The organism is Leclercia barmai (assembly GCF_049312895.1).
GTDB lineage: Bacteria > Pseudomonadota > Gammaproteobacteria > Enterobacterales > Enterobacteriaceae > Enterobacter > Enterobacter barmai.
On the sequence record NZ_JBMNWZ010000002.1, the window covers coordinates 588,130 to 610,969 of the forward strand.

Here is a 22,840-nt window from a genome sequence, read left to right on the forward strand (position 1 = left end):
CATGCATGCTGCAACAGGTCAATACGCCTCGCTATATTGATTGATCCATCTCACAGTTCCCGGATATTTACGGCTCACCAATTCAATTTGTTGTCATATAACTTTACACTGGGCTTGTTAATTAATGGTTAATCAGGTGTTTATTTCATGAAGACAATTGCCTCCACCGCGCTACCTGCCCACGTGTTACAGCCGCAGTACGATCGCCAGACGTTACGCTCCCGTATCGTGCATTTCGGCTTTGGCGCCTTCCATCGCGCCCATCAGGCGCTCCTGACCGATCGGGTGCTTAACGCCAGAGGCGGCGACTGGGGGATATGTGAGATTAGCCTGTTTAGCGGCGATACGCTGATGAGCCAGCTGCGTACGCAGGATCATCTGTTTACGGTGCTGGAAAAAGGTGCCGACGGTAATCAGCCGATTATCGTGGGGGCGGTGCATGAATGCCTGAACGCTAAGCTCGATTCGCTGGCAGCCATTATTGAGAAGTTTTGCGAGCCACAGGTGGCGATTGTCTCCCTGACCATTACCGAAAAGGGTTACTGCATCGATCCGGCCACCGGCAAGCTGGATACCCATAATGAACGTATCATTCACGATCTGGAGTATCCCGATGCGCCGCACTCGGCGCCGGGGATCCTGGTCGAGGCCCTGCATCGCCGTCGCGAGCGCGGCCTGCCGCCGTTCAGCGTGCTCTCCTGCGATAATATTCCCGATAACGGCCATGTGGTAAAAAACGCGGTGCTGGGGATGGCTCACAAGCGCTCGCCGGAGCTGGCGGAGTGGATTGCCGCTAACGTCAGCTTCCCGGGCACCATGGTGGACAGGATTGTGCCTGCCGCCACCGATGAATCCCTGGCGGAAATCGCCCGCGAAGTGGGCGTCGAGGATCCGTGCGCTATCAGCAGCGAGCCGTTTATTCAGTGGGTTATCGAGGACAACTTCGTCGCCGGGCGTCCGGAGTGGGAAGTGGCCGGCGTGCAGATGGTGCAGGACGTATTGCCGTGGGAGCAGATGAAGCTGCGCATGCTCAACGGGAGTCACTCTTTCCTGGCGTATCTCGGCTATCTGGCCGGTTTCGCCCACATTAACGACTGCATGGCCGATAGCGCGCTGCGTGACGCCGCCCGTCGCCTGATGCTTAACGAACAGGCGCCGACCCTGCGTATTACGGGTGTGGACCTTATCGCCTATGCCGACAGCCTGATTGACCGCTTCGCCAACCCGGCGCTGCAGCACCGTACCTGGCAGATTGCGATGGACGGCAGCCAGAAACTGCCGCAGCGTATGCTGGAGGGTATTCGCCACCATCTTCAGCGCGGCACCGCCTGGCCACTGCTGGCGCTCGGCGTCGCGGGCTGGATGCGCTACGTCAGCGGCGTGGATGACGCGGGCAATGCCATTGATGTGCGCGATCCGTTGAGGGATAAAATTCGCGCCATCGTCGAGACCAGCAGCGAAGAGGAGCGCGTCACTGCCCTGCTGGCCCTGAATGAAATTTTTGGCAACGACCTGCCGCAGGATCCGCAGTTCGTGGAAACCGTTACCGGGGCCTGGCAGCGTATCCGCCAGTCGGGCGCACGTCAGGCGATTATCGATACCCTCGCGGTTTAACCTTTTTTGCGCTTAAGGCGAGCGGGGAACTCCCCGTTCGCCCTTCCCCTTCCCAATTCTGTTCTTTTCCGCCAGGATTACTGATAATTGTTATAGCATTACATTTATCACCCTGGAGCACCTGTGACTAAAACCAACCTCATTACTGGCTTTCTCGGTAGCGGGAAAACAACGTCGATACTGCACCTGCTGGCCAATAAAGATCCCGACGAAAAATGGGCGGTGCTGGTCAATGAATTTGGCGAAATAGGCATCGATGGCGCGCTGCTGGCCGACAACGGGGCGCTGGTAAAGGAGATCCCGGGTGGATGCATGTGCTGCGTGAACGGCCTGCCGATGCAGGTGGGGCTCAATACCCTGCTGCGCCAGGGCAAGCCAGACCGGCTGCTGATTGAACCCACCGGGCTCGGCCATCCTAAGCAGATCCTCGACCTGCTGACCGCGCCGGTCTATGAGCCGTGGATCGATTTGCGTGCCACCCTGTGCCTGCTCGATCCCCGTCAGCTGCTGGACGAAAAATTCGTCCACAACGAAAACTTCCGCGATCAGCTTGCCGCCGCCGACATCATCATTGCCAATAAAGAAGATCGCGCCACGCCAGAGAGCCGCGCCGCGCTGGAGATCTGGTGGCAGCACTTCGGCGGAGAACGTCAGCTGGCGCACGCTACTCAGGGGAACGTGGATAACGCCCTGCTTGACCTGCCGCGGCGCAATGTTGCTGAACTGCCCACCAGCGCAGCCCATGCCCACAGCCACGGCGAAAAGCAGGGTCTGGCGGCGCTGAGCCTGCCCGCACACCAGCGCTGGCGTCGCAGCCTGAACAGCGGTCAGGGCCATCAGGCCTGCGGCTGGGTGTTCGACGCCGACACCTGCTTCGACACCATCGGTTTACTGGAGTGGGCGCGCCTTGCCCCGGTTGAACGGGTGAAGGGGGTGATGCGTACGCCCGACGGGCTGGTGCGAATCAATCGTCAGGGGGCAGATTTCTTCATCGAAACGCAGGGCGTGGCGCCGCCGGATAGCCGAATAGAGTTAATTAGTGCGGTTAACACCGACTGGAACGCCTTACAGTCCAGCTTGTTGAAGCTTCGTTTAAGTTCGGGCAACTAACGTTGCCCTGTTTTAACTGTTAACGGCGTGATGATGAAAACCCGACTAATACCCATTTTGTTGCTCAATTTTGCCGGTGTGGCGCTCTTTTTATCCTGGTATCTGCCGGCCAACCACGGTTTCTGGTTCCCGCTGGACAGCGGGATCTTCCACTTCTTCAACCACAAGCTGGTTGAGAGCCGCGCTTTCCTGTGGATGGTGGCTATCACCAACAACCGTGCCTTTGACGGCTGCTCGCTGCTGGCGATGGGCGCGTTGATGTTCGCCTTCTGGCGTAACGAGAGCCCTGCCGGGCGTCGGCGTATTCTGATGATTGGCCTGGTGATGCTGCTAACTGCGGTGGTTCTGAACCAGCTGGCGCAGGCCTTTATTCCGGTGAAACGCTCAAGTCCGACACTATTTTTCCCGGATATCTACCGCGTCAGCGAATTGCTGCATATTTCAACAAAAGACGCATCGAAAGACAGTTTCCCGGGCGATCACGGAATGATGCTGCTTATTTTCACCGCTTTTATGTGGCGTTATTTCGGTCATAAGACTTTCGCATTAGCCCTGATTATTTTTGTGGTTTTCGCTTTCCCGCGAGTAATGATAGGCGCGCACTGGTTCACTGATATTGCCGTCGGGTCGCTTTCGGTGGCTTTGATTGGCCTTCCATGGTGCCTTATGACGCCGTTGAGCGATCGATTAATAGCCTTGTTTGATCGCTATTTGCCTGGCAAATACAACAATTCCAAAACAAGTTTCTAACAGAAATTAACTATAACTAACAGGGATCGTTATCGATCCCTGATTAGTTTCTCCCCTGACATAACGGCCGCCGTCATCTTCCTGTCACATTAATCACGTTAGAAATTAACGCGTTGAGCATTCCTTAACCTAAATTCGCCTGTTTTTTCACTATCCCGTCAACTGACTTTTGCTATCACATTTACTTATAAAAAACTGCGTATTTTTGCTCGCAATGCCTGGCTCAATCAGGTAATCTCAGACTCGTTTTACCTCAGCGCTACAATTATTATCGTTGTAAATAAATTTGTGCGATTCGCCACAGATTTGACCATAAAGAATTGTCTGATAGTGCGCAGGTATTTAGTCTCGTCTCGCTTGGCATTTTTTATAACGATATTTGTCGTTAAGGACTTCAAGGGAATATAAACAACATGGTCAAATCTCAACCGATCTTGAGATACTTCTCACGGGTAATCCCGGCGATTGCAGTCGCGGTTCTGCTTTCAGCTTGTAGCGCATCGAACACCGCAAAGAATATGCATCCTGAGACGCGTGTTGTGGGGTCAGAAGACGCCTCTTCACTGCAAGCCTCTCAGGATGAATTTGAAAAGATGGTCAGCAATCTGGATATCAAATCCCGATTAATGGACCAGTATGCCAGCTGGAAAGGCGTGCGCTATCGCCTTGGCGGCGAAACACGTAAAGGCATCGATTGTTCCGGTTTCGTACAGCGTACGTTCCGCGAGCAGTTTGGTTTAGAACTTCCGCGTTCAACCTATGAACAACAGGAAATGGGCAAATCGATTTCGCGTAGCAGCTTACGCACCGGCGATTTAGTTCTGTTCCGTGCGGGTTCAACCGGCCGTCATGTCGGCATCTATATCGGTAACGACCAGTTTGTCCACGCGTCCACCAGCAGCGGTGTGACGATCTCCAGTATGAACGAGCCATACTGGAAGAAGCGCTATAACGAAGCGCGTCGTGTACTGACTCGCAGTTAACCGCCTGTGCTGTCCGTTTCCCTTGGCTGACAGCATGGTAAAAAGCACTGCTATTGCAGTGCTTTTTTTTTATCGCGATTCGCGATAATTCTGGAGTTCTCGTTCCAGGCTATAGTCTTGTAGTAGCGTGAGTTTAGCCGTCATGATAACGCGGGCGGCACATCAGGATCCCATAACATTTATGTTTACCCGCCATTTATCGTCCCGCCGAAAAGTGCTGATGCTCAGCATGCTTTCAGCTCTTATTGTCGCCCTGCTCTGCGGCGGTATGCAGTTTTTTTACAGCTACCATAAGCGCGACGTGAAATACGACAACCTGATTAACGACCTTCGCGTGTACATGGAAAGTTATTTTGAAGAGCTGCAGACTTCTATTGATAAATTACAGCCGCTGACGCTCAGCGAGTGCAAGGACGTCAAATCTGAACTCACTTCCCGCGCCTCATTCAGTCTTAACGTCCGCGCCTTTCTGCTGGTTAAAGATAAAATGGCTTTTTGCTCGTCAGCCACCGGTCCTATGCATGTCCCGCTTAACGAACTTGTGCCAGATATCGACGTTAATAAAGCGGTAGACATGGCCCTGTTGCCGGGTACACCGATGATGCCGGAAAAACCGGCCATTGTGTTGTGGCATCGTAATCAGCTAATTAAAGACGGCGGCGTATTTACCTCCATTAACCTCAATCTGACGCCGTACCTGCTCTATACCGCCCGTCAGGATGAGTTCGCCGGGATTGCCCTTATCATCGGCAATACGGCTTTTTCGACGCATTCAACCCGGTTAATCCATACTAAAGATTTAGACGACAGGCCTCTGCGTTCAAGCCAGATAAAGGGACTGCCGCTCACCATTAATCTGTACGGCGACATCTGGTCGGCGGAAGATCTGATCTTCGCGCTACTGTTCGGTCTGCTGTGCGGCTCCAGTATTGGGCTGCTCTGCTTCTTCTGGCTGATGATGCGCGCCAATCCGCGTAAAGAGATCCTCACCGGTATCAAGCAGAATCAGTTTCATGTGGTGTACCAGCCGGTGGTGGATTCGAAGGATTTGCAGATGCGAGGTGTGGAGGTGCTGATGCGCTGGCAACATCCCGGCGCAGGGGCTATCCCGCCGGATGCCTTTATTAACTTTGCCGAGGCCCAGCAGCTTATTGTGCCGCTGACGCTGCATCTCTTCGACCTGATCCGCCGCGACGCACCGGCCCTGGCTAAACGGCTGCCGCCAGGTTCCAAGCTGGGCATTAATATTTCGCCCGGGCATCTGCACGCCGACAGCTTTAAAGACGATATGCGTCAATTCGCCGCCTCGCTGCCGCCGGATCATTTCCAGATTGTGCTCGAAATTACCGAACGCGATATGCTGAATCAGCGGGAAGCGACCAGGCTGTTTGAGTGGCTACATCTGGAAGGTTTTGAAATCGCCGTGGATGATTTTGGTACCGGGCACAGCGCCCTGATCTACCTTGAGCATTTCACCATGGACTATCTGAAAATCGACCGCGGCTTTGTGAGCGCCATCGGGATGGAAACCGTCACCTCTCCGGTACTGGATGCGGTGCTGACCCTGGCGCGACGGCTGAACATGGTGACGGTCGCAGAAGGTGTCGAGACCGCCGAGCAGGCGAAATGGCTGCGCGATCACGGCGTTAATCTGCTGCAGGGGTACTGGATAAGCCGCCCGTTGATTCTGGAGCAGTTCCTGAGCTGGAAACCTGATATTCACCTTGATAGCGAATAATTTCCCAACCACCGCTGCGTCACTTATCATTCAGGTATCCTGCCCGTCGAGAATATAGAAGGAAAACGTAGCGGAATGATTGTGCGTATGATGTTGCTGCTGGTGGCGTTGATGAGCGGGTTCAGTCAGGCGCAAACCATTAAAGAGAGCTACGCGTTCGCGGTGATTGGCGAGCCTAAATACGCTATCAATTTCGATCATTACGATTACGTCAATCCTGCCGCGCCAAAAGGCGGCGCTGTCACCCTGGCGGCGAACGGCACCTTTGATAACTTCAACCGTTATGCCCTGCGCGGCGTAGCGGCAGAGCGCACCGACGCCCTCTACGATACCCTCTTTACCACCTCCGACGATGAACCCGGCAGCTATTATCCCCTGGTGGCCGAAACCGCGCGTTATGCAGATGATTTTTCCTGGATGGAGCTTACCATCAACCCGCTGGCGCGTTTTCACGACGGGACGCCGGTCAGGGCCAGCGATATCGCCTTCACCTTCCATAAATTTATGACCGAAGGCGTGCCGCAGTTCCGGCTGGTCTATAAAGGGGCGACGATCACGGCCATCGCGCCGCTGACGGTGCGCATCGCCCTTACCAGCCCCAATAAAGAGGATATGCTGAGCCTGCTGACCCTGCCGGTAATGCCGGAGAAGTTCTGGAAAGATCACAAGCTCAGCGACCCGCTCTCTAAACCGCCGCTGGCCGGTGGGCCCTACCGCATCACCCGCTGGAAGATGGGGCAGTATGTGATCTATTCCCGGGTTAAGGATTACTGGGCGGCAAACCTGCCGGTAAACCGGGGCCGCTGGAATTTCGACACCCTGCGCTACGACTACTATCTGGACGACAACGTGGCCTTCGAAGCCTTTAAAGCGGGTGCGTTTGATATGCGGGTCGAAAGCAGCGCCAAAAACTGGGCCACCCGCTACAAGGGCAGGAATTTTGACCGGGGCTATATTGTGAAAGAGTCCTTCAAAAATGATTCCGCCCAGGACACGCGCTGGCTGGCGTTTAATATTCAGCGCCCGGTCTTTACCGACCGCCGCGTGCGCCAGGCCATTACCCTCGCCTTTGATTTCGAGTGGATGAACAAAGCGCTGTTTTACGGCGCCTACAGCCGGGCCAACAGCTATTTCCAGAATACCGAATATGCCGCAACGGGTTATCCGGATGCCGCTGAACTGACGCTTCTCGGGCCGCTGAAAAGCGCCGTTCCCCCGGAAGTCTTTACCAGCGTCTTTCAGCCCCCCGTCTCAAAAGGCGACGGCTACGATCGTGATAACCTGCTGAAAGCCAGCCGGCTGCTGGATGAGGCGGGCTGGGAAATTAAAAATAAGCAGCGGGTCAGCAAGCAAACCGGTAAACCGCTCAGTTTTGAACTGCTGCTGCCCTCCGGGGGCAATAACCAGTGGGTGCTGCCGTTCCAGCACAACCTGGAACGCCTCGGCATCGTCCTGAATATCCGCCAGGTGGATAATTCACAGATCACCAACCGGATGCGCAACCGCGATTATGACATGATGCCGCGCCTGTGGCGGGCAACGCCGTGGCCCAGCACTGACCTGCAGATTTCATGGGCCTCTCAGTACATTGATTCCACTTATAACTCACCGGGGGTGAAAAACCCGGCGGTGGATAACCTGATCGCCCAAATCGTCGCCGCGCAGGGGGATAAAGCCAAACTGCTGCCTCTCGGGCGCGCGCTGGATCGGGTGTTAACCTGGAACTATTACATGCTGCCAATGTGGTTTATGGGGGAAGACAGGGTTGCCCGCTGGGATAAATTCTCCCTTCCCGCCCAGCGCCCGGTCTATTCCCTCGGGTTTGATAACTGGTGGTATGACGTTAACAAAGCGGCGAAATTACCCGCCGAACGGCGTTAAGGGATCGCAATGGGCGCTTATTTGCTTCGTCGTTTACTGCTGGTGATCCCCACCCTGTGGGCGATTATCACCATCAACTTTTTTATCGTGCAGATTGCCCCCGGCGGGCCGGTGGATCAGGCCATTGCCGCCATTGAATTTGGCAACAGCGGAGCGATGCCCGGCGGAGGCGATGAAGGGATGCGCGCCAGCCATGCCCGCACCGGGGTCGGCAACATCAATGAGAGCCACTATCGCGGCGGGCGCGGCCTCGATCCCGAGGTGATCGCCGAGATCACCCAGCGTTACGGCTTTGATAAGCCGATCCATGAGCGCTACTTCAAAATGCTGGGAGATTACCTGCGCTTTGATTTTGGCGACAGCCTGTTTCGCAGCGCGTCGGTGCTGCATCTGATCAAAGAGAGCCTGCCGGTCTCCATTACGCTCGGGCTGTGGGGTACGCTGATCATCTACCTGGTTTCGATCCCGCTCGGCATCCGTAAAGCGATGGATAACGGCAGTCGGTTTGATATCTGGAGCAGCACCTTCATTATTATTGGCTATGCCATCCCGGCCTTCCTGTTTGCCGTGCTGCTGATTGTCTTTTTCGCGGGCGGCAGCTACTTCGACCTCTTCCCGCTGCGCGGCCTGGTTTCGACCGATTTCGACACGCTGCCCTGGTATCAGAATATCGCCGACTACCTCTGGCACATCACCCTGCCGGTGCTGGCGACGGTGATCGGCGGATTTGCGGCGCTGACCATGCTGACCAAAAACGCTTTTCTCGACGAGATCCGCAAGCAGTACGTGGTGACCGCCCGCGCCAAAGGGGTGAGCGAGCGGCGTATCCTGTGGAAACACATTTTTCGCAATGCCATGCTGCTGGTGATCGCCGGATTTCCGGCCACCTTTATCAGCATGTTCTTTACCGGCTCCCTGCTTATTGAGGTGATGTTCTCCCTCAACGGCCTGGGCCTGCTGGGCTACGAGGCCACCGTCTCGCGGGACTATCCGGTGATGTTTGGCACGCTCTATATTTTCACCCTGATTGGCCTGCTGCTGAATATCCTCAGTGATATCTGCTATACGCTGGTCGATCCGCGTATTGATTTTGAGGGTCGCTGATGCCGCGCTTAAGCCCCATCAACCAGGCCCGCTGGGCTCGCTTTCGCCACAACCGCCGCGGCTACTGGTCGCTGTGGATCTTCGCCCTGTTTTTTGCCCTGAGCCTGTGCTCGGAGATCATCGCCAACGACAAGCCGCTGCTGGTGCACTTTAACGATCGCTGGTACGTCCCGGTGCTCAAAAACTACAGCGAGAGCGACTTTGGCGGCCCCTTTGCCACCGCGGCGGATTATCAGGACCCGTGGCTACAGGCGCAGTTAAACGAGCACGGCTGGGTGCTGTGGACCCCGGTCCGCTTTGGTGCCAACAGCATTAACTTTGCCACTACCACCCCATTCCCGTCGCCACCCTCGGCGCAAAACTGGCTGGGCACCGATGCCAACGGCGGCGATGTGCTGGCGCGCATTCTGTACGGTACGCGAATTTCCATTCTGTTTGGCCTGATGCTGACCCTTTTTTCCAGCGTGATGGGGGTACTGGCGGGAGCGATCCAGGGCTATTACGGCGGCAGGATCGACCTCTGGGGACAGCGATTTATCGAAGTGTGGTCCGGCATGCCGACGCTGTTCTTAATCATTCTGCTCTCAAGCGTGGTACAGCCCAACTTCTGGTGGCTACTGGCTATTACGGTACTGTTTGGCTGGATGGCGCTGGTGGGCGTGGTGCGAGCAGAGTTTCTGCGCACCCGCAACTTCGACTATATCCGCGCGGCTCAGGCGCTGGGGGTGAGCGACCGCGGGATCATTTTCCGCCACATGCTGCCGAACGCCATGGTGGCGACGTTAACCTTCCTGCCGTTTATTCTGTGCAGTTCCATCACCACCCTCACCTCACTCGATTTTCTCGGTTTTGGCCTGCCGCTGGGCTCGCCTTCGCTGGGGGAACTGCTGTTGCAGGGTAAAAATAATCTGCAGGCGCCGTGGCTCGGGATCACCGCCTTCCTCTCCGTCGCCGTGCTGCTCTCATTGCTGATTTTTATTGGCGAAGCGGTCCGCGACGCCTTTGACCCGAATAAGGCGGTGTAAGATGACGCAGCCCCTGCTCCATATCGACGCGCTCTCCATTGCCTTTCGCCAGCAGGGCGAAGTGCGCACCGTGGTGAACGATATCTCCCTGAAAATTGATGCCGGTGAGACGCTGGCGCTGGTGGGTGAATCGGGTTCCGGTAAGAGCGTCACAGCCCTGTCCATACTGCGTCTGCTGCCTGCACCGCCGGTGGTCTATCCTCAGGGCGATATTCTGTTTCACGGCCAGTCGCTGCTGCATTCCGACGAGCGCACCCTGCGCGGCGTGCGCGGAAATAAGATCGCCATGATCTTCCAGGAGCCGATGGTGTCGCTGAATCCGCTGCACACGCTCGAAAAACAGCTCTATGAGGTGCTCTCCCTGCATCGCGGGATGCGCAAGGAGGCCGCCCGGGGTGAAATGCTCGACTGCCTGGAGCGCACCGGGATCCGCAACGCCGCAAAACGGCTCGGCGATTTTCCGCATCAGCTTTCCGGGGGGGAACGCCAGCGGGTGATGATCGCCATGGCGCTGCTGACGCGCCCGGAGCTGCTGATCGCCGACGAGCCGACTACCGCGCTGGACGTCACGGTGCAGGCGCAGATCCTGCAATTGTTGCGCGAGCTGCGCGACGAGCTGAACATGAGCCTGCTGTTTATCACCCACAATCTCAGCATCGTGAAAAAGCTGGCCGACCAGGTGGCGGTAATGCAGAACGGCCGCTGCGTGGAACAGAACCGCGCCGCGTCGCTGTTGGCCGCGCCGCAGCATCCCTACACCCAGCGACTTCTCAACAGCGAGCCCGCCGGGGATCCCGTCCCGCTGCCGGAGGCTGCTCAGCCTTTGCTGCGCGTGAAGGATCTCTCGGTGGCGTTTCCGGTGCGCAAAGGCATCCTGCGCCGGGTGGTGGACAACAAGCGGGTGCTGAACAACGTCAGCTTTACCCTGCGTCCCGGCGAGACCCTGGGGCTGGTGGGCGAATCGGGATCCGGCAAGAGCACCACCGGGCTGGCACTGTTACGCCTGATCGCCTCGAAGGGGGAGATTTTATTTGACGATCGCCCCCTGCATGAGTGGGATCGCCGCCAGATGCTCCCTGTCCGCCACCGGATGCAGGTGGTTTTCCAGGATCCTAACTCTTCTCTTAACCCGCGCCTTAACGTGCAGCAGATTATTGAGGAGGGGCTGCGCGTCCATCAGCCCGGGCTCAGCGTGCAGGCACGCGAAGAAGAAGTCATTCGGGTGATGGGGGAAGTGGGACTGGATCCTCATACCCGGCATCGCTATCCGGCCGCCTTTTCCGGCGGACAGCGCCAGCGCATCGCCATTGCCCGGGCGCTAATCCTGCGCCCGGAGCTGATTATTCTGGATGAACCGACGTCGTCCCTCGACAAAACCGTGCAGGCGCAGATTCTGGCGCTGCTGAAAGATCTGCAGCAAAAACACCGTCTGGCCTATATCTTCATCAGCCACGATTTGCAGGTGGTACGGGCGCTGTGTCACCAGGTGATTGTGTTACGTCAGGGAGAGGTGGTCGAGCAGGGAGACTGTCAGCGCGTGTTTGCCGCGCCAACGCAGGAGTATACGCGTCAGCTGTTAGCGTTACGCTGACGCTTCAGAAAGGATTCTGACCCGAGAAAGGCTCGGCGATAGCCACACCGACGTTTTTCAGGCGGCAGGTTGCCGCGAACTCATCCTGGCTTTTCACGAACAGGCACGGCTCGCCTTCGCACTCCAGCACCGAGCTGTAAAGCTCAATGTCGGTCAGCGCCTGGCTCAGCTTTTCCATCAACGGCCACGCGTTGCCCTCTTCCGGGCTCAGCAGCTTAAGGGCCACCAGACAGTTATCAGGATTTGTTCCGCTCTGCGGAATCGGTTCAACCTTCGAGCCTGCAAAACCCGCTGACCAGCGATAGCTCTGCGGCAAGCGATGCACAATTGAGAGCTGTAATGTATTCACGTTTGTTCCCCGGAAGCAAAATATACTTCACAATCTATTTACATTTATAGTAACACATCATCACTCACCTGCTCTGTTTTTAGTAAGAAAACGCTTACACCCAGTTTCCATGGGCGCTGACGTCTTATTTATCAGGGCTTTTTGTCAGTGTTTCAGGTTAATAGCGGCGCTATATGTACCCGTTTCTGTGATCTAACACAACCTTTTTAACTACAAAGATGTGACTATTTACATAAATAGATTTTACATAAAAGAAACAAACAAGAGGTCAATGAACCGCCTTTTAATTGACCTGAATCAAAAAAGGGCCCCGTCAGGGCCCTTAATTGTGCATCAGTTCACCGATTTTCGCGGCCGACTGGCGTAGAGGCAGAAAACAATGGAGCCGGTGGCGCACAGCGCAATTGTCCAGAGCATCGGCCAGGCGCTGTTAAAGGTCGCCAGCGAAAGCAGTGCGCCGACAATAGCACCAATTCCGAAACGGAAGGTTCCCGCCAGCGAAGAGGCGGTTCCGGCCATGTGCGGGAACTCGTCGAGGATGACCGCCATGGCGTTGGACGAAACCATCGATATGCAGCCAACAAACGCCGCGATACCCACCACCAGCGCCCAGAACCCGACATCGAAGAAGGCAGTCACCACCATCCACACCGCCATCACGAACTGGATCCACAGCCCGATGCGGAACATGTTCAGCGCCCCTACCCGGCGAACGAAGCGGCTGTTAATCATCGTCAGCACGAAGATGAACACCACGTTCAGCGCGAAGTAGTAGCCAAAGTGCTGCGGAGAAACATGGTTAAGCTCAATGTAGACAAACGGCCCGGCGCTGAGGAACGAGAACATCCCGGCAAAGCTGAAGCCGCTGGCCAGCATGTAGCTCAGCACGCGCTTATGACGAAACAGCGAGGCAAAGTTGCCAAGCGTGGTGCGAATATGAAACTTCTGCCGGTGCTCGGCGGGCAGCGTCTCTTTAATAAAGAAGAAGATCATCGCCGAGGCCAGCAGGGCCGCCAGCGCCAGGATCCAGAAAATCGCGTGCCAGCTAAACCACACCAGCACCGCGCCCCCGACCATGGGCGCCACCAGCGGGGCCACGGTAGTGACCAGCATGACGAATGACATCATGCGGGAGAACTCTTCTTTCGGATAAATATCACGCATCAGGGCGTTGATGACCACGCTTGCCGCCGCAGCCGCCAGGCCGTGGAAGAAACGCATCACAATCAGGTGATCGACGGACTGCGCCATGGCACAGGCCATCGCCGCGCCGGCGAACACCAGCGTGCCGCCCAGCACCACCGGTTTACGCCCAAGGCTGTCAGCCATTGGTCCGTAGAGCAGCTGCCCGAGCGCGAAACCGAGAATATAGCTGCTGAGGGTCATTTGCACGCTGCCTGCAGGCACGCCAAACTGCTGGGCGATCACCGGCAGCGCGGGCAGATACATGTCGATGGACAGCGGCATCAGCATGGCCAGCAGGCCAAGAATAAAGACAATGCTCAACGACGAGTGTGGCCTGGTGGTCACAGTTAGCTCCTGAAATTAGCGTGAAGAGAGGCCAACGCTGGCAATTTCTTCTTCCGTCAACGGGCGGTATTCACCCGGCTCAAGGTCCGGGTCGAGAGTGATATCCCCGATCCGTTCGCGATGCAGCCCGACAACGTGGTTTCCTACGGCGGCAAACATGCGTTTAACCTGATGATAGCGCCCTTCGCTGATGGTCAGACGCACTTCGGTTGGGGTGATGACTTCCAGCACGGCGGGTTTGGTCAGATCTTTTTCATTATGCAGCTGCACGCCGTGGGCGAATTGTTCTGCCGTGCTGTCGCTCACCGGGTTTTCCAGGGTCACCAGATAGGTCTTCTCACAGTGGTGACGCGGGGAGGTGATGCGGTGCGACCACTGACCGTCGTCGGTCATCAGCACCAGGCCGGTGGTATCGATATCCAGACGTCCGGCGGCATGCAGTTTGTGCGCGACGGGCTCATCAAGGAAATAGAGCACGGTAGGATGATCGGGATCGTCGGTGGAGCAGACATACCCTTCCGGTTTGTTCAACATGAAGTAACGCGGGCCAGTCTGCTGGATCAGCGGATTGCCTTCATATTCTACCTGTTGGTCAGGCTGGAGTTTAAACGCGCTGTCTCGCACAATATCGCCATCCACGGTGACGTGGCTGGCGCGGATCAGACGCCCGGCAATAGCGCGGCTTACGCCGAGTTGCTGAGCGATAAACTTATCAAGTCGCATGAAATATTTTAAGCCTTAAAGGTGCCAGGAGCCGGACAATGCGTCCGGAAAAGAAGCAGTCGGAAACAGCTCAGTATAACGGGCTCTGTGCGCCACTCAAGGGAAAAAGTTTCGTGGCATAATATAAGCGAGATAACCAAACCGAGACCCCATGACCTTTACACTTCGCCCCTACCAGCAGGAAGCCGTGGACGCCACCCTCGCCCACTTTCGTCAGCATAAAGAACCGGCGGCCATTGTGCTGCCCACCGGCGCAGGCAAAAGCCTGGTGATCGCCGAACTGGCGCGCCTGGCCCGTGGCCGCGTGCTGGTGCTGGCGCACGTCAAAGAGCTGGTGGCGCAAAACCATGCCAAGTATCTGGCCCTGGGTCTGGAGGCCGATATTTTTGCCGCCGGGTTACAGCGTAAAGAGAGCCACGGCAAGGTGGTGTTTGGCAGCGTGCAGTCGGTGGCGCGCAACCTCGACAAATTTCAGAGCGAATTCTCCCTGCTGATTGTGGACGAGTGCCATCGCATCAGCGATGACGACGACAGCCAGTATCAGCAGATCCTGAGCCATCTCAGGAGCGTCAATCCGCAGATCCGTCTGCTGGGGCTCACCGCCACGCCGTTCCGCCTCGGTAAAGGCTGGATATACCGTTTTCATTATCACGGCATGGTGCGCGGGAATGAAAACGCGCTGTTCCGGGACTGCATTTACGAGCTGCCGCTGCGCTACATGATTAAACATGGCTACCTGACGCCGCCGGAACGGCTGGACATGCCGGTGGTGCAGTATGATTTCAGCCGCCTGCAGGTGCAGAGTAACGGCCTGTTCAGCGAGGCCGACCTTAACCGCGAGCTGAAAAAGCAGGATCGTATTACCCCGCATATCATCAGTCAGATTATGGAGTTTGCCGCCACGCGCAAAGGGGTAATGATTTTTGCCGCCACCGTGGAGCACGCCAGGGAGATAACCGGCCTGCTGCCCGCCAGCGATGCGCGGCTGATCACCGGTGAAACGCCGGGCAGCGAGCGTGACCAGCTGATTGAAGCCTTTAAGGCGCAGCAGTTCCGCTATCTGGTCAATGTGTCAGTGCTTACTACCGGCTTTGATGCCCCGCACGTGGACCTGATAGCCATTCTGCGCCCGACCGAGTCCGTCAGCCTTTATCAGCAGATTGTGGGACGCGGCCTGCGCCTGGCCCCCGGAAAAACCGACTGTCTGATCCTGGATTACGCCGGTAACCCGCACGACCTTTATGCTCCGGAAGTGGGCGCGCCAAAAGGCAAAAGTGACAACGTTCCGGTGCAGGTGTTTTGTCCCGCCTGCGGGTTTGCCAATACCTTCTGGGGTAAAACCACCTCTGACGGCACGCTAATCGAACACTTTGGCCGCCGCTGCCAGGGCTGGTTTGAAGATGACGAGGGCCATCGCGAGCAGTGCGACTATCGCTTCCGCTTTAAAAACTGCCCGCAGTGCAATGCAGAGAACGATATCGCCGCCCGTCGATGCCGCACCTGCGATGCGGTGCTGGTCGATCCCGACGATATGCTGAAAGCGGCCCTGAAGCTGAAGGACGCGCTGGTGCTGCGCTGTAGCGGTATGGAGCTGGCGCAGGGTGCCGATGAGAAAGGCGAGTGGCTGAAAATCACCTATTACGATGAAGACGGCGCCGATGTAAGTGAGCGCTTCCGTCTGCAGACGCCCGCCCAGCGTACCGCCTTTGAACAGCTGTTTATCCGCCCACATACCCGCACGCCCGGCGTGCCGCTGCGCTGGGCTACCGCCGGGGATATCCTTCATCAACAGCCGTTACTGCGCCACCCGGATTTTGTGGTGGCGCGGAAAAAAGGCCAGTTCTGGCAGGTACGTGAAAAGGTGTTTGATTATGAGGGCCGCTTCCGCCGCGCCAATGAATTGCGGGGATAACGGGACTTTTCATTGATGTAAAAGTCATTTGAGTATAAAATGCCGCCCGCTTCACATCCGTGAGGCAGAACACTCACCTGTTGCTGGGTCGCCTGTAGCAGGATTTTATATACAGAGAGAAATCAATGTTCACTATCAATGCAGAAGTACGTAAAGAGCAGGGTAAGGGTGCGAGCCGCCGCCTGCGTGCAGCTAACAAATTCCCGGCCATCATCTATGGCGGCGAGGCTGCTCCTGTCGCAATCGAACTGGACCACGACAAACTGTGGAACATGCAGGACAAAGCTGAGTTCTACAGCGAAGTTCTGACTATCGTTATCGACGGTAAAGAAGAGAAAGTTAAAGCTCAGGCAGTACAGCGTCACGCTTACAAGCCAAAACTGTCTCACATCGACTTCGTTCGCGCGTAATCGCAAACCTGTCGAAAAAAAACCCCGCATCAGCGGGGTTTTTTTATGGCTGTTATTTGCCGCCGGAGGTGCGGCGCTGAAGCTGGTCGCGCAGGTTTGGCGGGGTGCCTTTAATGGTCAGCGTGTCGGTCGCCGGATCCCAGAAAATGCGCTCGCCGAGCAGCATGGCATCGAAATTAATGGTTAACCCGCCGCCGCTACCGGCAAATTTGGTCAGCTGACGCAGCGTACTGCGATCCGCCGGGAAGCTCTCTTCCAGCTCGTAACCCTTCTCTGCTGTAAACTCCTGGAAGCTCACTTCGCTGACGCCGGAAAGCTCTTTGGAGAGCGACTCCAGCTCGATCTCTTCGCCTGCCTGCAGTTGCTCGTTGCAGTAAGCATACACCTGCTGACGCACGTTCTGGCGTTCAGCTTTATCCAGCTCGGCTTCTGCGGTGAAGTCATCCACTGCCTGCAGCAGGCCTTTATTCTGCGCTTTGGCATTCAGGCCTTCGCTGGCGCCGAGGAAATCCATAAAGAAGTCGGCAACTTTGCGCCCTACCCGGCCTTTCAGGAAGGTGAGATAGCGGGTGGATTCCGGGTTGGTTTCCCACTCGGTCAGATCGATACGCGCCACGATATCCGCATGGTTGATGTCCAGATAGTGGGTTGAGCTGATATCCAGCTGCTCATTGACGCGCATGCTGCTTAAGTTATTCAGCACCGCCACCAGCAGGTATTCGACCGCCAGGTAACGATAGTGGCAGAACAGGACGATCCCGCCATCGGCAAAGGGGTATTTTGCCAGTTCATCACGCAGGCGGCCGGTTGCCGCGCGGCTGAACGCGAGGAACTCTTCTTCGCCCTGACGCTGCAGGCGCAGCGCCTGCGCCAGCTCGCTCTCTTCGCTGAACAGGCCATAGGCTTTATTTTTGGCACTGTAAACGCGGTGCAGCTCTGCCATCATGTCAACAACGGTAGGCGTCGGTTCCAGTAACGAATCGCGCAGCACCAGTTCAAGGGTTTGCTCATCACGCTTGATAAGCTGGTGCAGGGCAATCTGGTTGATATCCAGACTCATGATAAACTCTCCTTTTAGACCGGGCCGTATTCAACCACCCCGCAGTCATGTATGCAACCGAAGATAAAAAAGGGGAAAAAAAGCTGTTGCTACGGTAATATGTTGCCCTTTCCTCTACAAACAGATTTCGATTTATGCCACAACTCTCCCGCTATAGTGATGAACACGTTGAACAAATGCTCAGTGAGCTGCTCAACGTACTGGAAAAACATAAGGCGCCGACCGACCTTTCCCTGATGGTGCTGGGAAATATGGTGACTAACCTTATCAATACCAGCGTTGCGCCGGCCCAGCGCCAGGCGATCGCGAAATCCTTCGCCCAGGCCTTACAGTCCTCGGTCAACGACGACCAGGCGCACTAAGGGAAACGAACCCGTTTATGGTGACGAATCGTCAGCGCTACCGTGAAAAAGTCTCCCAGATGGTTAGCTGGGGACACTGGTTTGCCCTGTTTAACATTCTGCTGGCCATGGTGCTTGGCAGTCGTTATCTGTTTGTCGCCGACTGGCCGACGACGCTTGCCGGACGCGTTTACTCCTGGATAAGCGTCATTGGCCATTTCAGCTTTCTGGTATTTGCCACCTATCTGCTGATCCTCTTCCCGCTGACGTTTATCGTCATGTCGCAGCGGCTGATGCGGTTTGTCTCCGCCATCCTCGCCACCGCAGGCATGACGCTGCTGCTGATCGACAGCGAGGTCTTTACCCGCTTCCACCTGCATCTTAATCCCGTCGTCTGGGAACTGGTGATCAATCCCGACCAGAACGAAACGGCGCGTGACTGGCAGCTGATGTTTATCAGCGTGCCCATAATCCTGCTGATTGAGATGCTGTTTGCCACCTGGAGCTGGCAAAAACTGCGCAGCCTGACGCGCCGCCGTCGCTACGCTAAACCGGTCGCCGCCCTGTTTTTCGTGGCCTTTATCGGCTCGCATTTCATGTATATCTGGGCGGACGCCAACTTCTACCGGCCGATTACCATGCAGCGCGCGAACCTGCCGCTCTCCTATCCGATGACCGCCCGTCGCTTCCTCGAGAAACACGGCCTGCTGGATGCGCAGGAGTATCAGCGCCGCCTGATCGAACAAGGCGATCCTGAGGCCGTATCGGTGCAGTATCCACTGAGCGATCTGCGCTACCGTGACATGGGTCAGGGGCAGAACGTCCTGCTTATCACCGTCGACGGACTGAACTACTCGCGTTTTGAGAAGCAAATGCCGACGCTGGCAGAGTTCGCCGATAAGAACATCAACTTTACCCAGCACATGAGCTCGGGTAACTCCACCGATGCCGGTATCTTTGGTCTGTTCTACGGCATTTCGCCGGGCTATATGGACGGCGTGCTGTCGTCGCGTATCCCTGCGGCGCTGATCACCGGGCTGAACCAGCAGGGCTACCAGCTGGGCCTGTTCTCCTCAGACGGCTTTAACAGCCCGCTGTACCGCCAGGCGCTGCTGTCTGATTTCTCTTTGCCAACAACGAAGAGCCAGTCCGACGAACAGACTGCCGGACAGTGGATCAACTGGCTTAACCGATATGCCCAGGACGATAACCGCTGGTTCTCCTGGATTGCCCTGAACGGCACAACGCTTGATAACAGCAACCAGAAAGCCTTTAACCGCCGCTACGCCCAGGCCGCAGGCAATGTGGATAACCAGATTGCCCGGGTGCTGGACGCGCTGCGCGAATCCGGCAAACTGGATAACACGGTAGTGGTGATCACCGCCGGACACGGCGTGCCGCTGGGTGATGAGGGTAATGGTGTCGACTGGGCGCGCCCTCGCCTGCACGTTCCTCTGGTGATCCACTGGCCTGGCACGCCATCGCAGCGCATTAACATGCTGACCGATCATAAGGATGTGATGACCACCCTGATGCAGCGTCTGCTCCACGTCAGCACGCCTGCCAATGAGTATTCTCAGGGTCAGGATCTGTTCAGCGCAACGCGTCGTCATAACTGGGTTACTGCCGCCAGCAATAATACGCTGGCCGTCACGACGCCAAACCTGACGCTGGTGCTGAGCAGCAACGGTAATTACAAAACCTATAACCCGCAGGGTGAGAAACTTGACGACCAGACGCCGCAGCTAAGCCTGCTGTTACAGGTGCTGACGGATGAGAAACGGTTCATCGCTAACTGATTTAAAATTAATCAGTTAGCCTGCGCCACACTTGCATTAAATGCGGAAATGGGTAGTATAAATTTCTCGTGTCGGCACGTAGCGCAGCCTGGTAGCGCATCGTCATGGGGTGGCGAGGGTCGAGAGTTCAAATCTCTCCGTGCCGACCAAAAATCCCAAAAAAAACCAACCCATTGCGGTTGGTTTTTTTATGCCTGTGATATGAAGGGAACTACTTTTTAGCGATAAGCCAGCGGCTATTGAAATGGGCCTGATACCGGGCGAGAAGCTGCGGGTTGCCTTTGATGATCAGCACGTTTTCTGAGTTTTCAAACTCCGCCGATGCTGCAAAATTAAACGATCCTGTTTCAAGCGTTTCTCCGTCAACGATCATCATCTTGTCGTGCTGGATGTGGTAGTGATTGTCTTCCCTGATATTGACCCCGTTAGCCAGGGCCCAAACCACCGCTTTTTTACTGGTCCTGTTCTGGTTGCGCCGGTAGTCAATCACTGCCCTCACCCTGACGCCTCTCTTTTCAGCACTCACCAGCGCCTGCACGATGTCGGCGCTGCTGAAGGTATACGCCATCATATCTATCCTCGATTGGGCAGAATTGATGGCGTTAATAACTAAGGCTCTGGCCGATCCTTCAGGACTAAAACCCACCTGAATTGATTCAGAGGCATGAACGGCGGACGCGGCGCAAAGGCTAAGGGATGCGACCAGGGCGGTCGCAACGAAACCTGTGGACATCATTGATTTTGCTAAGAAAAAAATGTCAGTGAACTACAGTGGCGCTGGTAACAACATCAGCACTACTGATTTTTAAGGCCACGGTCTGCATGCCCTTTACCCAGGTCAGCGGTTTTGTATTTTTAAAACCATATCCCTCAAGCGCGTTGTAAGCAGCATCAACGTTTTGTCCACGAACGCTATCGCGCAGAAAGCCGTTCAGTTCAGCGGATTTCTGGTTCTCCGCCTTTGATTTATGAATGTCGCAGCTGCCGTCCATATCCGTTTGTTCATTACATCCGGAGCGTTCAAGCTGGGCGCGATACTTTGCGTTAATCGCCAGTGCCGGGGACGACACTACAGCGGAGAGCACAACAGCGAGCAGTAATTTTTTGACCATATTAGTTAACACCACGAAGATTAAAAATAATAAAATCAGCGAGTTATTATTACTTTGTAAACAAGTCGCTCTGCTTAAAAACAACACAGTTGATTCGGATCGGAAATTATCATTGCGTGCTGTGATTCACAAAGGAAATTATTTTAAAGTCAAACTAATAAGTTATTGATATGAGTCAGGACGATTAACTATGCCATTATTTCTAAAGGTAAAATTCATCCGTCAATAACAGTGAGAGCCGTTTCAGATGAAACAGGCCCAGCACAATAAATTACTCAACTAACTGAATTGACTCTCCTTTTATAACCTATCCCGACAATTGTAAGCGTTTGTAAGCCATAAAAAAGCCAGCCTGTTAGCTGGCTGGCATGTGTACTCAGGTTTAACGCCCGATTAAATTTCCGGCGTCTTTTTATAGCCCACCACCATCAGGACCAGGCTCTCTTTTGAGTTAGCGGGGTTGAACTGGTAGTGATTCCCCTGACGATCCCCGCCGATGTACCAGGAAATTTCTGTCTTGCCTGCGGCCAGCGCTTTTCGCACTGCTTTATCGACGTCCAGCATGCGGTATTCTCGGGAGTTATTGAGATAGAGGATCGCATCCGAGTTGTAACTGCAGGAAGGACGTTTCTTCCATGTGACGGTCGCAGGATCCCAGTCGTTGCTGGCCGGATAAAAGAAGATCTGATCCGCGCCGTTGGCTTCGACTTTTCCGCCGTAGATCCGCACCCGGTATTTGAACTGCGATGGATCCTGCCCTTCCGGCAGCGCCGGGATCTTAAATTTAACCAGACTCATGGTCTCGCTGTTGCGGGTGCGGCCGCCGTTTTTCCAGTTATCCTGAACCAGCAGGGTTTGCGGCGCAGGTGCCGGGGTAGTCGGCGTCTCGCTGCTCACCCAGACGTTGGCCAGCGCCTTCGAATAGCTGTACGCCACGTTGGTACCGCAATCCATGCTCTGATTCATGCACAGCTCAGTCATAAACCGCGCACTGTCTTCGTGCCAGCCATTCAAAAAGTCAGCGTGGGCGGTGTAGAGGCTTCCCCAGCGTTCTTCCCGCGCATCACCATTCATGACGGGATCGAGGGAAAGCTGCGCTTTGGCCGTATCCAGAGAGGTGATGTCGTGAAGCACGTAAGCCACGTTCATGTTAACCGTCGGGATTTTCACCGGATAACCGGACGGGCACTGCCCTTTCACATCGTATGTGGCATTTGCCATGCCGTGGTGGGGTTTGAGGTGGATGCCGTCCCAGCAGTTGGGGAACTGGATGCCGATATTAAACTGCACCGCATCTTTAGCCTTTCTCAACCCGCACACTTCACCGATTTTATTGGTGTAACCTTTGCCGTTGCCGCATAAAAAGGTGATCCGCGAGTTAGGGGCACTGCCGTGATGGTCCCCCGCCAGCAGCGCCAGACCTGCCGGGAACGGTTTGAGGGGATACTGATCGACGTTACTGGCCTGATAGTAGGTTTTCTGATACGCGGGCTGCACCACCGTACCGTCCGGCAGGCGCATCGACGGTGCCCAGTAAGCCGAGCCGTCCGCTTTGTTATCGCAGGTGGTTTCCGGCTGCTTACGCAAAGAGGCATAGTCAGAGAAAGCATCGGTATGGGTGTTACCGAAAAAATCGTGCAGCATCGCCTGGTTAGCGTGGCCATACATCATGATGGCGTCATCGCCAAGGGTGTGGTTATAGGCGCAGACAACCTGGGCCTGCGGGCCTGCATGAGCGTAAAGCGAAGGCAGCAGAAGGGCTGACGCCAGCGCGGTGTAAAGTGTGGTCCGTTTCATGGTGTTCTCCT

General features: G+C 55.7%; 20 protein-coding genes and 1 tRNA gene. 14 read left to right on the forward strand and 7 right to left on the reverse strand.

Features of this window, described 5'->3' with window-relative positions:
* Positions 1-147 precede the first annotated feature (147 nt).
* The 9 genes from ACOYA6_RS11145 to yejF all read left to right on the forward strand — a co-directional run bounded on the left by ACOYA6_RS11145 (position 148) and on the right by yejF (position 11,796).
* On the forward strand, positions 148-1,614 hold the full coding sequence (locus tag ACOYA6_RS11145; protein ID WP_422654703.1) for a mannitol dehydrogenase family protein: 1,467 nt from the start codon (positions 148-150) through the stop codon (positions 1,612-1,614).
* A gap of 123 nt (positions 1,615-1,737) precedes the next feature.
* Entirely contained in the window at positions 1,738-2,724 is a 987-nt protein-coding gene (locus ACOYA6_RS11150) for a CobW family GTP-binding protein (RefSeq protein WP_138369900.1), read from the forward strand.
* A 33-nt stretch (positions 2,725-2,757) separates the two neighbouring features.
* On the forward strand, positions 2,758-3,474 hold the full coding sequence (locus ACOYA6_RS11155; protein ID WP_422654704.1) for a phosphatase PAP2 family protein: 717 nt from the start codon (positions 2,758-2,760) through the stop codon (positions 3,472-3,474).
* Positions 3,475-3,887: 413 nt separating this feature from the next.
* A complete protein-coding gene (mepS, locus tag ACOYA6_RS11160; protein ID WP_039031038.1) occupies positions 3,888-4,457 on the forward strand; it encodes a bifunctional murein DD-endopeptidase/murein LD-carboxypeptidase in 570 nt (189 codons plus the stop codon).
* 181 nt (positions 4,458-4,638) lie between these two features.
* The gene (locus ACOYA6_RS11165; RefSeq protein WP_422654705.1) at positions 4,639-6,195 is read left to right on the forward strand and encodes a cyclic di-GMP phosphodiesterase; all 1,557 of its coding nucleotides are present in this window, start codon (positions 4,639-4,641) and stop codon (positions 6,193-6,195) included.
* Between the two features lie 75 nt (positions 6,196-6,270).
* On the forward strand, positions 6,271-8,076 hold the full coding sequence (locus tag ACOYA6_RS11170) for an extracellular solute-binding protein (protein ID WP_138369897.1): 1,806 nt from the start codon (positions 6,271-6,273) through the stop codon (positions 8,074-8,076).
* Positions 8,077-8,085: 9 nt separating this feature from the next.
* The gene (locus ACOYA6_RS11175) at positions 8,086-9,180 is read left to right on the forward strand and encodes a microcin C ABC transporter permease YejB (protein ID WP_422654706.1); all 1,095 of its coding nucleotides are present in this window, start codon (positions 8,086-8,088) and stop codon (positions 9,178-9,180) included.
* Positions 9,180-10,205 (forward strand): ABC transporter permease, encoded by a 1,026-nt coding sequence (locus ACOYA6_RS11180; protein ID WP_039031034.1) that lies wholly within the window; start codon positions 9,180-9,182, stop codon positions 10,203-10,205. Before ACOYA6_RS11175 ends, ACOYA6_RS11180 begins: the two co-directional genes overlap by 1 nt.
* Before the next feature lies 1 nt (position 10,206).
* The gene (yejF, locus tag ACOYA6_RS11185) at positions 10,207-11,796 is read left to right on the forward strand and encodes a microcin C ABC transporter ATP-binding protein YejF (RefSeq protein WP_422654707.1); all 1,590 of its coding nucleotides are present in this window, start codon (positions 10,207-10,209) and stop codon (positions 11,794-11,796) included.
* Between the two features lie 4 nt (positions 11,797-11,800).
* On the opposite strand, the gene ACOYA6_RS11190 is transcribed toward yejF, so the two are convergent.
* From ACOYA6_RS11190 to rsuA, 3 genes are all read right to left on the reverse strand, one after another.
* Positions 11,801-12,145 carry a YejG family protein gene (locus ACOYA6_RS11190; RefSeq protein ID WP_039031032.1) on the reverse strand — a complete coding sequence of 115 codons (345 nt, stop codon included), beginning with the start codon at positions 12,143-12,145 and terminating at the stop codon, positions 11,801-11,803.
* A gap of 333 nt (positions 12,146-12,478) precedes the next feature.
* Positions 12,479-13,675, reverse strand: coding sequence for a Bcr/CflA family multidrug efflux MFS transporter (locus ACOYA6_RS11195; RefSeq protein ID WP_039031031.1), 1,197 nt, complete (start codon positions 13,673-13,675; stop codon positions 12,479-12,481).
* A gap of 15 nt (positions 13,676-13,690) precedes the next feature.
* The gene (rsuA, locus tag ACOYA6_RS11200; protein WP_422654708.1) at positions 13,691-14,398 is read right to left on the reverse strand and encodes a 16S rRNA pseudouridine(516) synthase RsuA; all 708 of its coding nucleotides are present in this window, start codon (positions 14,396-14,398) and stop codon (positions 13,691-13,693) included.
* Between the two features lie 151 nt (positions 14,399-14,549).
* Here rsuA and radD point away from each other — a divergent pair, with 151 nt between their 5' ends.
* A complete protein-coding gene (gene radD, locus ACOYA6_RS11205) occupies positions 14,550-16,310 on the forward strand; it encodes a DNA repair helicase RadD (protein WP_138369894.1) in 1,761 nt (586 codons plus the stop codon).
* Positions 16,311-16,435: 125 nt separating this feature from the next.
* Positions 16,436-16,720: a 50S ribosomal protein L25 gene (rplY, locus tag ACOYA6_RS11210; protein ID WP_039031028.1), complete on the forward strand. Its 285-nt coding sequence runs from the start codon at positions 16,436-16,438 to the stop codon at positions 16,718-16,720.
* Between the two features lie 52 nt (positions 16,721-16,772).
* Here the strand turns inward: rplY and yejK are convergent, their stop codons facing one another.
* Positions 16,773-17,780 (reverse strand): nucleoid-associated protein YejK, encoded by a 1,008-nt coding sequence (yejK, locus tag ACOYA6_RS11215; RefSeq protein ID WP_039031027.1) that lies wholly within the window; start codon positions 17,778-17,780, stop codon positions 16,773-16,775.
* A gap of 134 nt (positions 17,781-17,914) precedes the next feature.
* Between yejK and ACOYA6_RS11220 the strand changes: the two genes are divergently transcribed.
* The 3 genes from ACOYA6_RS11220 to ACOYA6_RS11230 all read left to right on the forward strand — a co-directional run bounded on the left by ACOYA6_RS11220 (position 17,915) and on the right by ACOYA6_RS11230 (position 20,069).
* On the forward strand, positions 17,915-18,142 hold the full coding sequence (locus ACOYA6_RS11220; RefSeq protein ID WP_032612681.1) for a YejL family protein: 228 nt from the start codon (positions 17,915-17,917) through the stop codon (positions 18,140-18,142).
* Positions 18,143-18,159: 17 nt separating this feature from the next.
* Positions 18,160-19,920 carry an LPS biosynthesis-modulating metalloenzyme YejM gene (yejM, locus tag ACOYA6_RS11225; RefSeq protein ID WP_223073736.1) on the forward strand — a complete coding sequence of 587 codons (1,761 nt, stop codon included), beginning with the start codon at positions 18,160-18,162 and terminating at the stop codon, positions 19,918-19,920.
* A gap of 72 nt (positions 19,921-19,992) precedes the next feature.
* Positions 19,993-20,069, forward strand: a tRNA-Pro gene (locus ACOYA6_RS11230).
* Positions 20,070-20,131: 62 nt separating this feature from the next.
* Here ACOYA6_RS11230 and ACOYA6_RS11235 read toward each other — a convergent pair.
* From ACOYA6_RS11235 to ACOYA6_RS11245, 3 genes are all read right to left on the reverse strand, one after another.
* Positions 20,132-20,656 (reverse strand): phospholipase D family nuclease, encoded by a 525-nt coding sequence (locus ACOYA6_RS11235; protein WP_422654709.1) that lies wholly within the window; start codon positions 20,654-20,656, stop codon positions 20,132-20,134.
* A gap of 22 nt (positions 20,657-20,678) precedes the next feature.
* Positions 20,679-21,119: a hypothetical protein gene (locus ACOYA6_RS11240; protein ID WP_422654710.1), complete on the reverse strand. Its 441-nt coding sequence runs from the start codon at positions 21,117-21,119 to the stop codon at positions 20,679-20,681.
* A gap of 306 nt (positions 21,120-21,425) precedes the next feature.
* Positions 21,426-22,829 (reverse strand): CBM96 family carbohydrate-binding protein, encoded by a 1,404-nt coding sequence (locus ACOYA6_RS11245; protein ID WP_422654711.1) that lies wholly within the window; start codon positions 22,827-22,829, stop codon positions 21,426-21,428.
* Between the last annotated feature and the right edge of the window lie 11 nt (positions 22,830-22,840).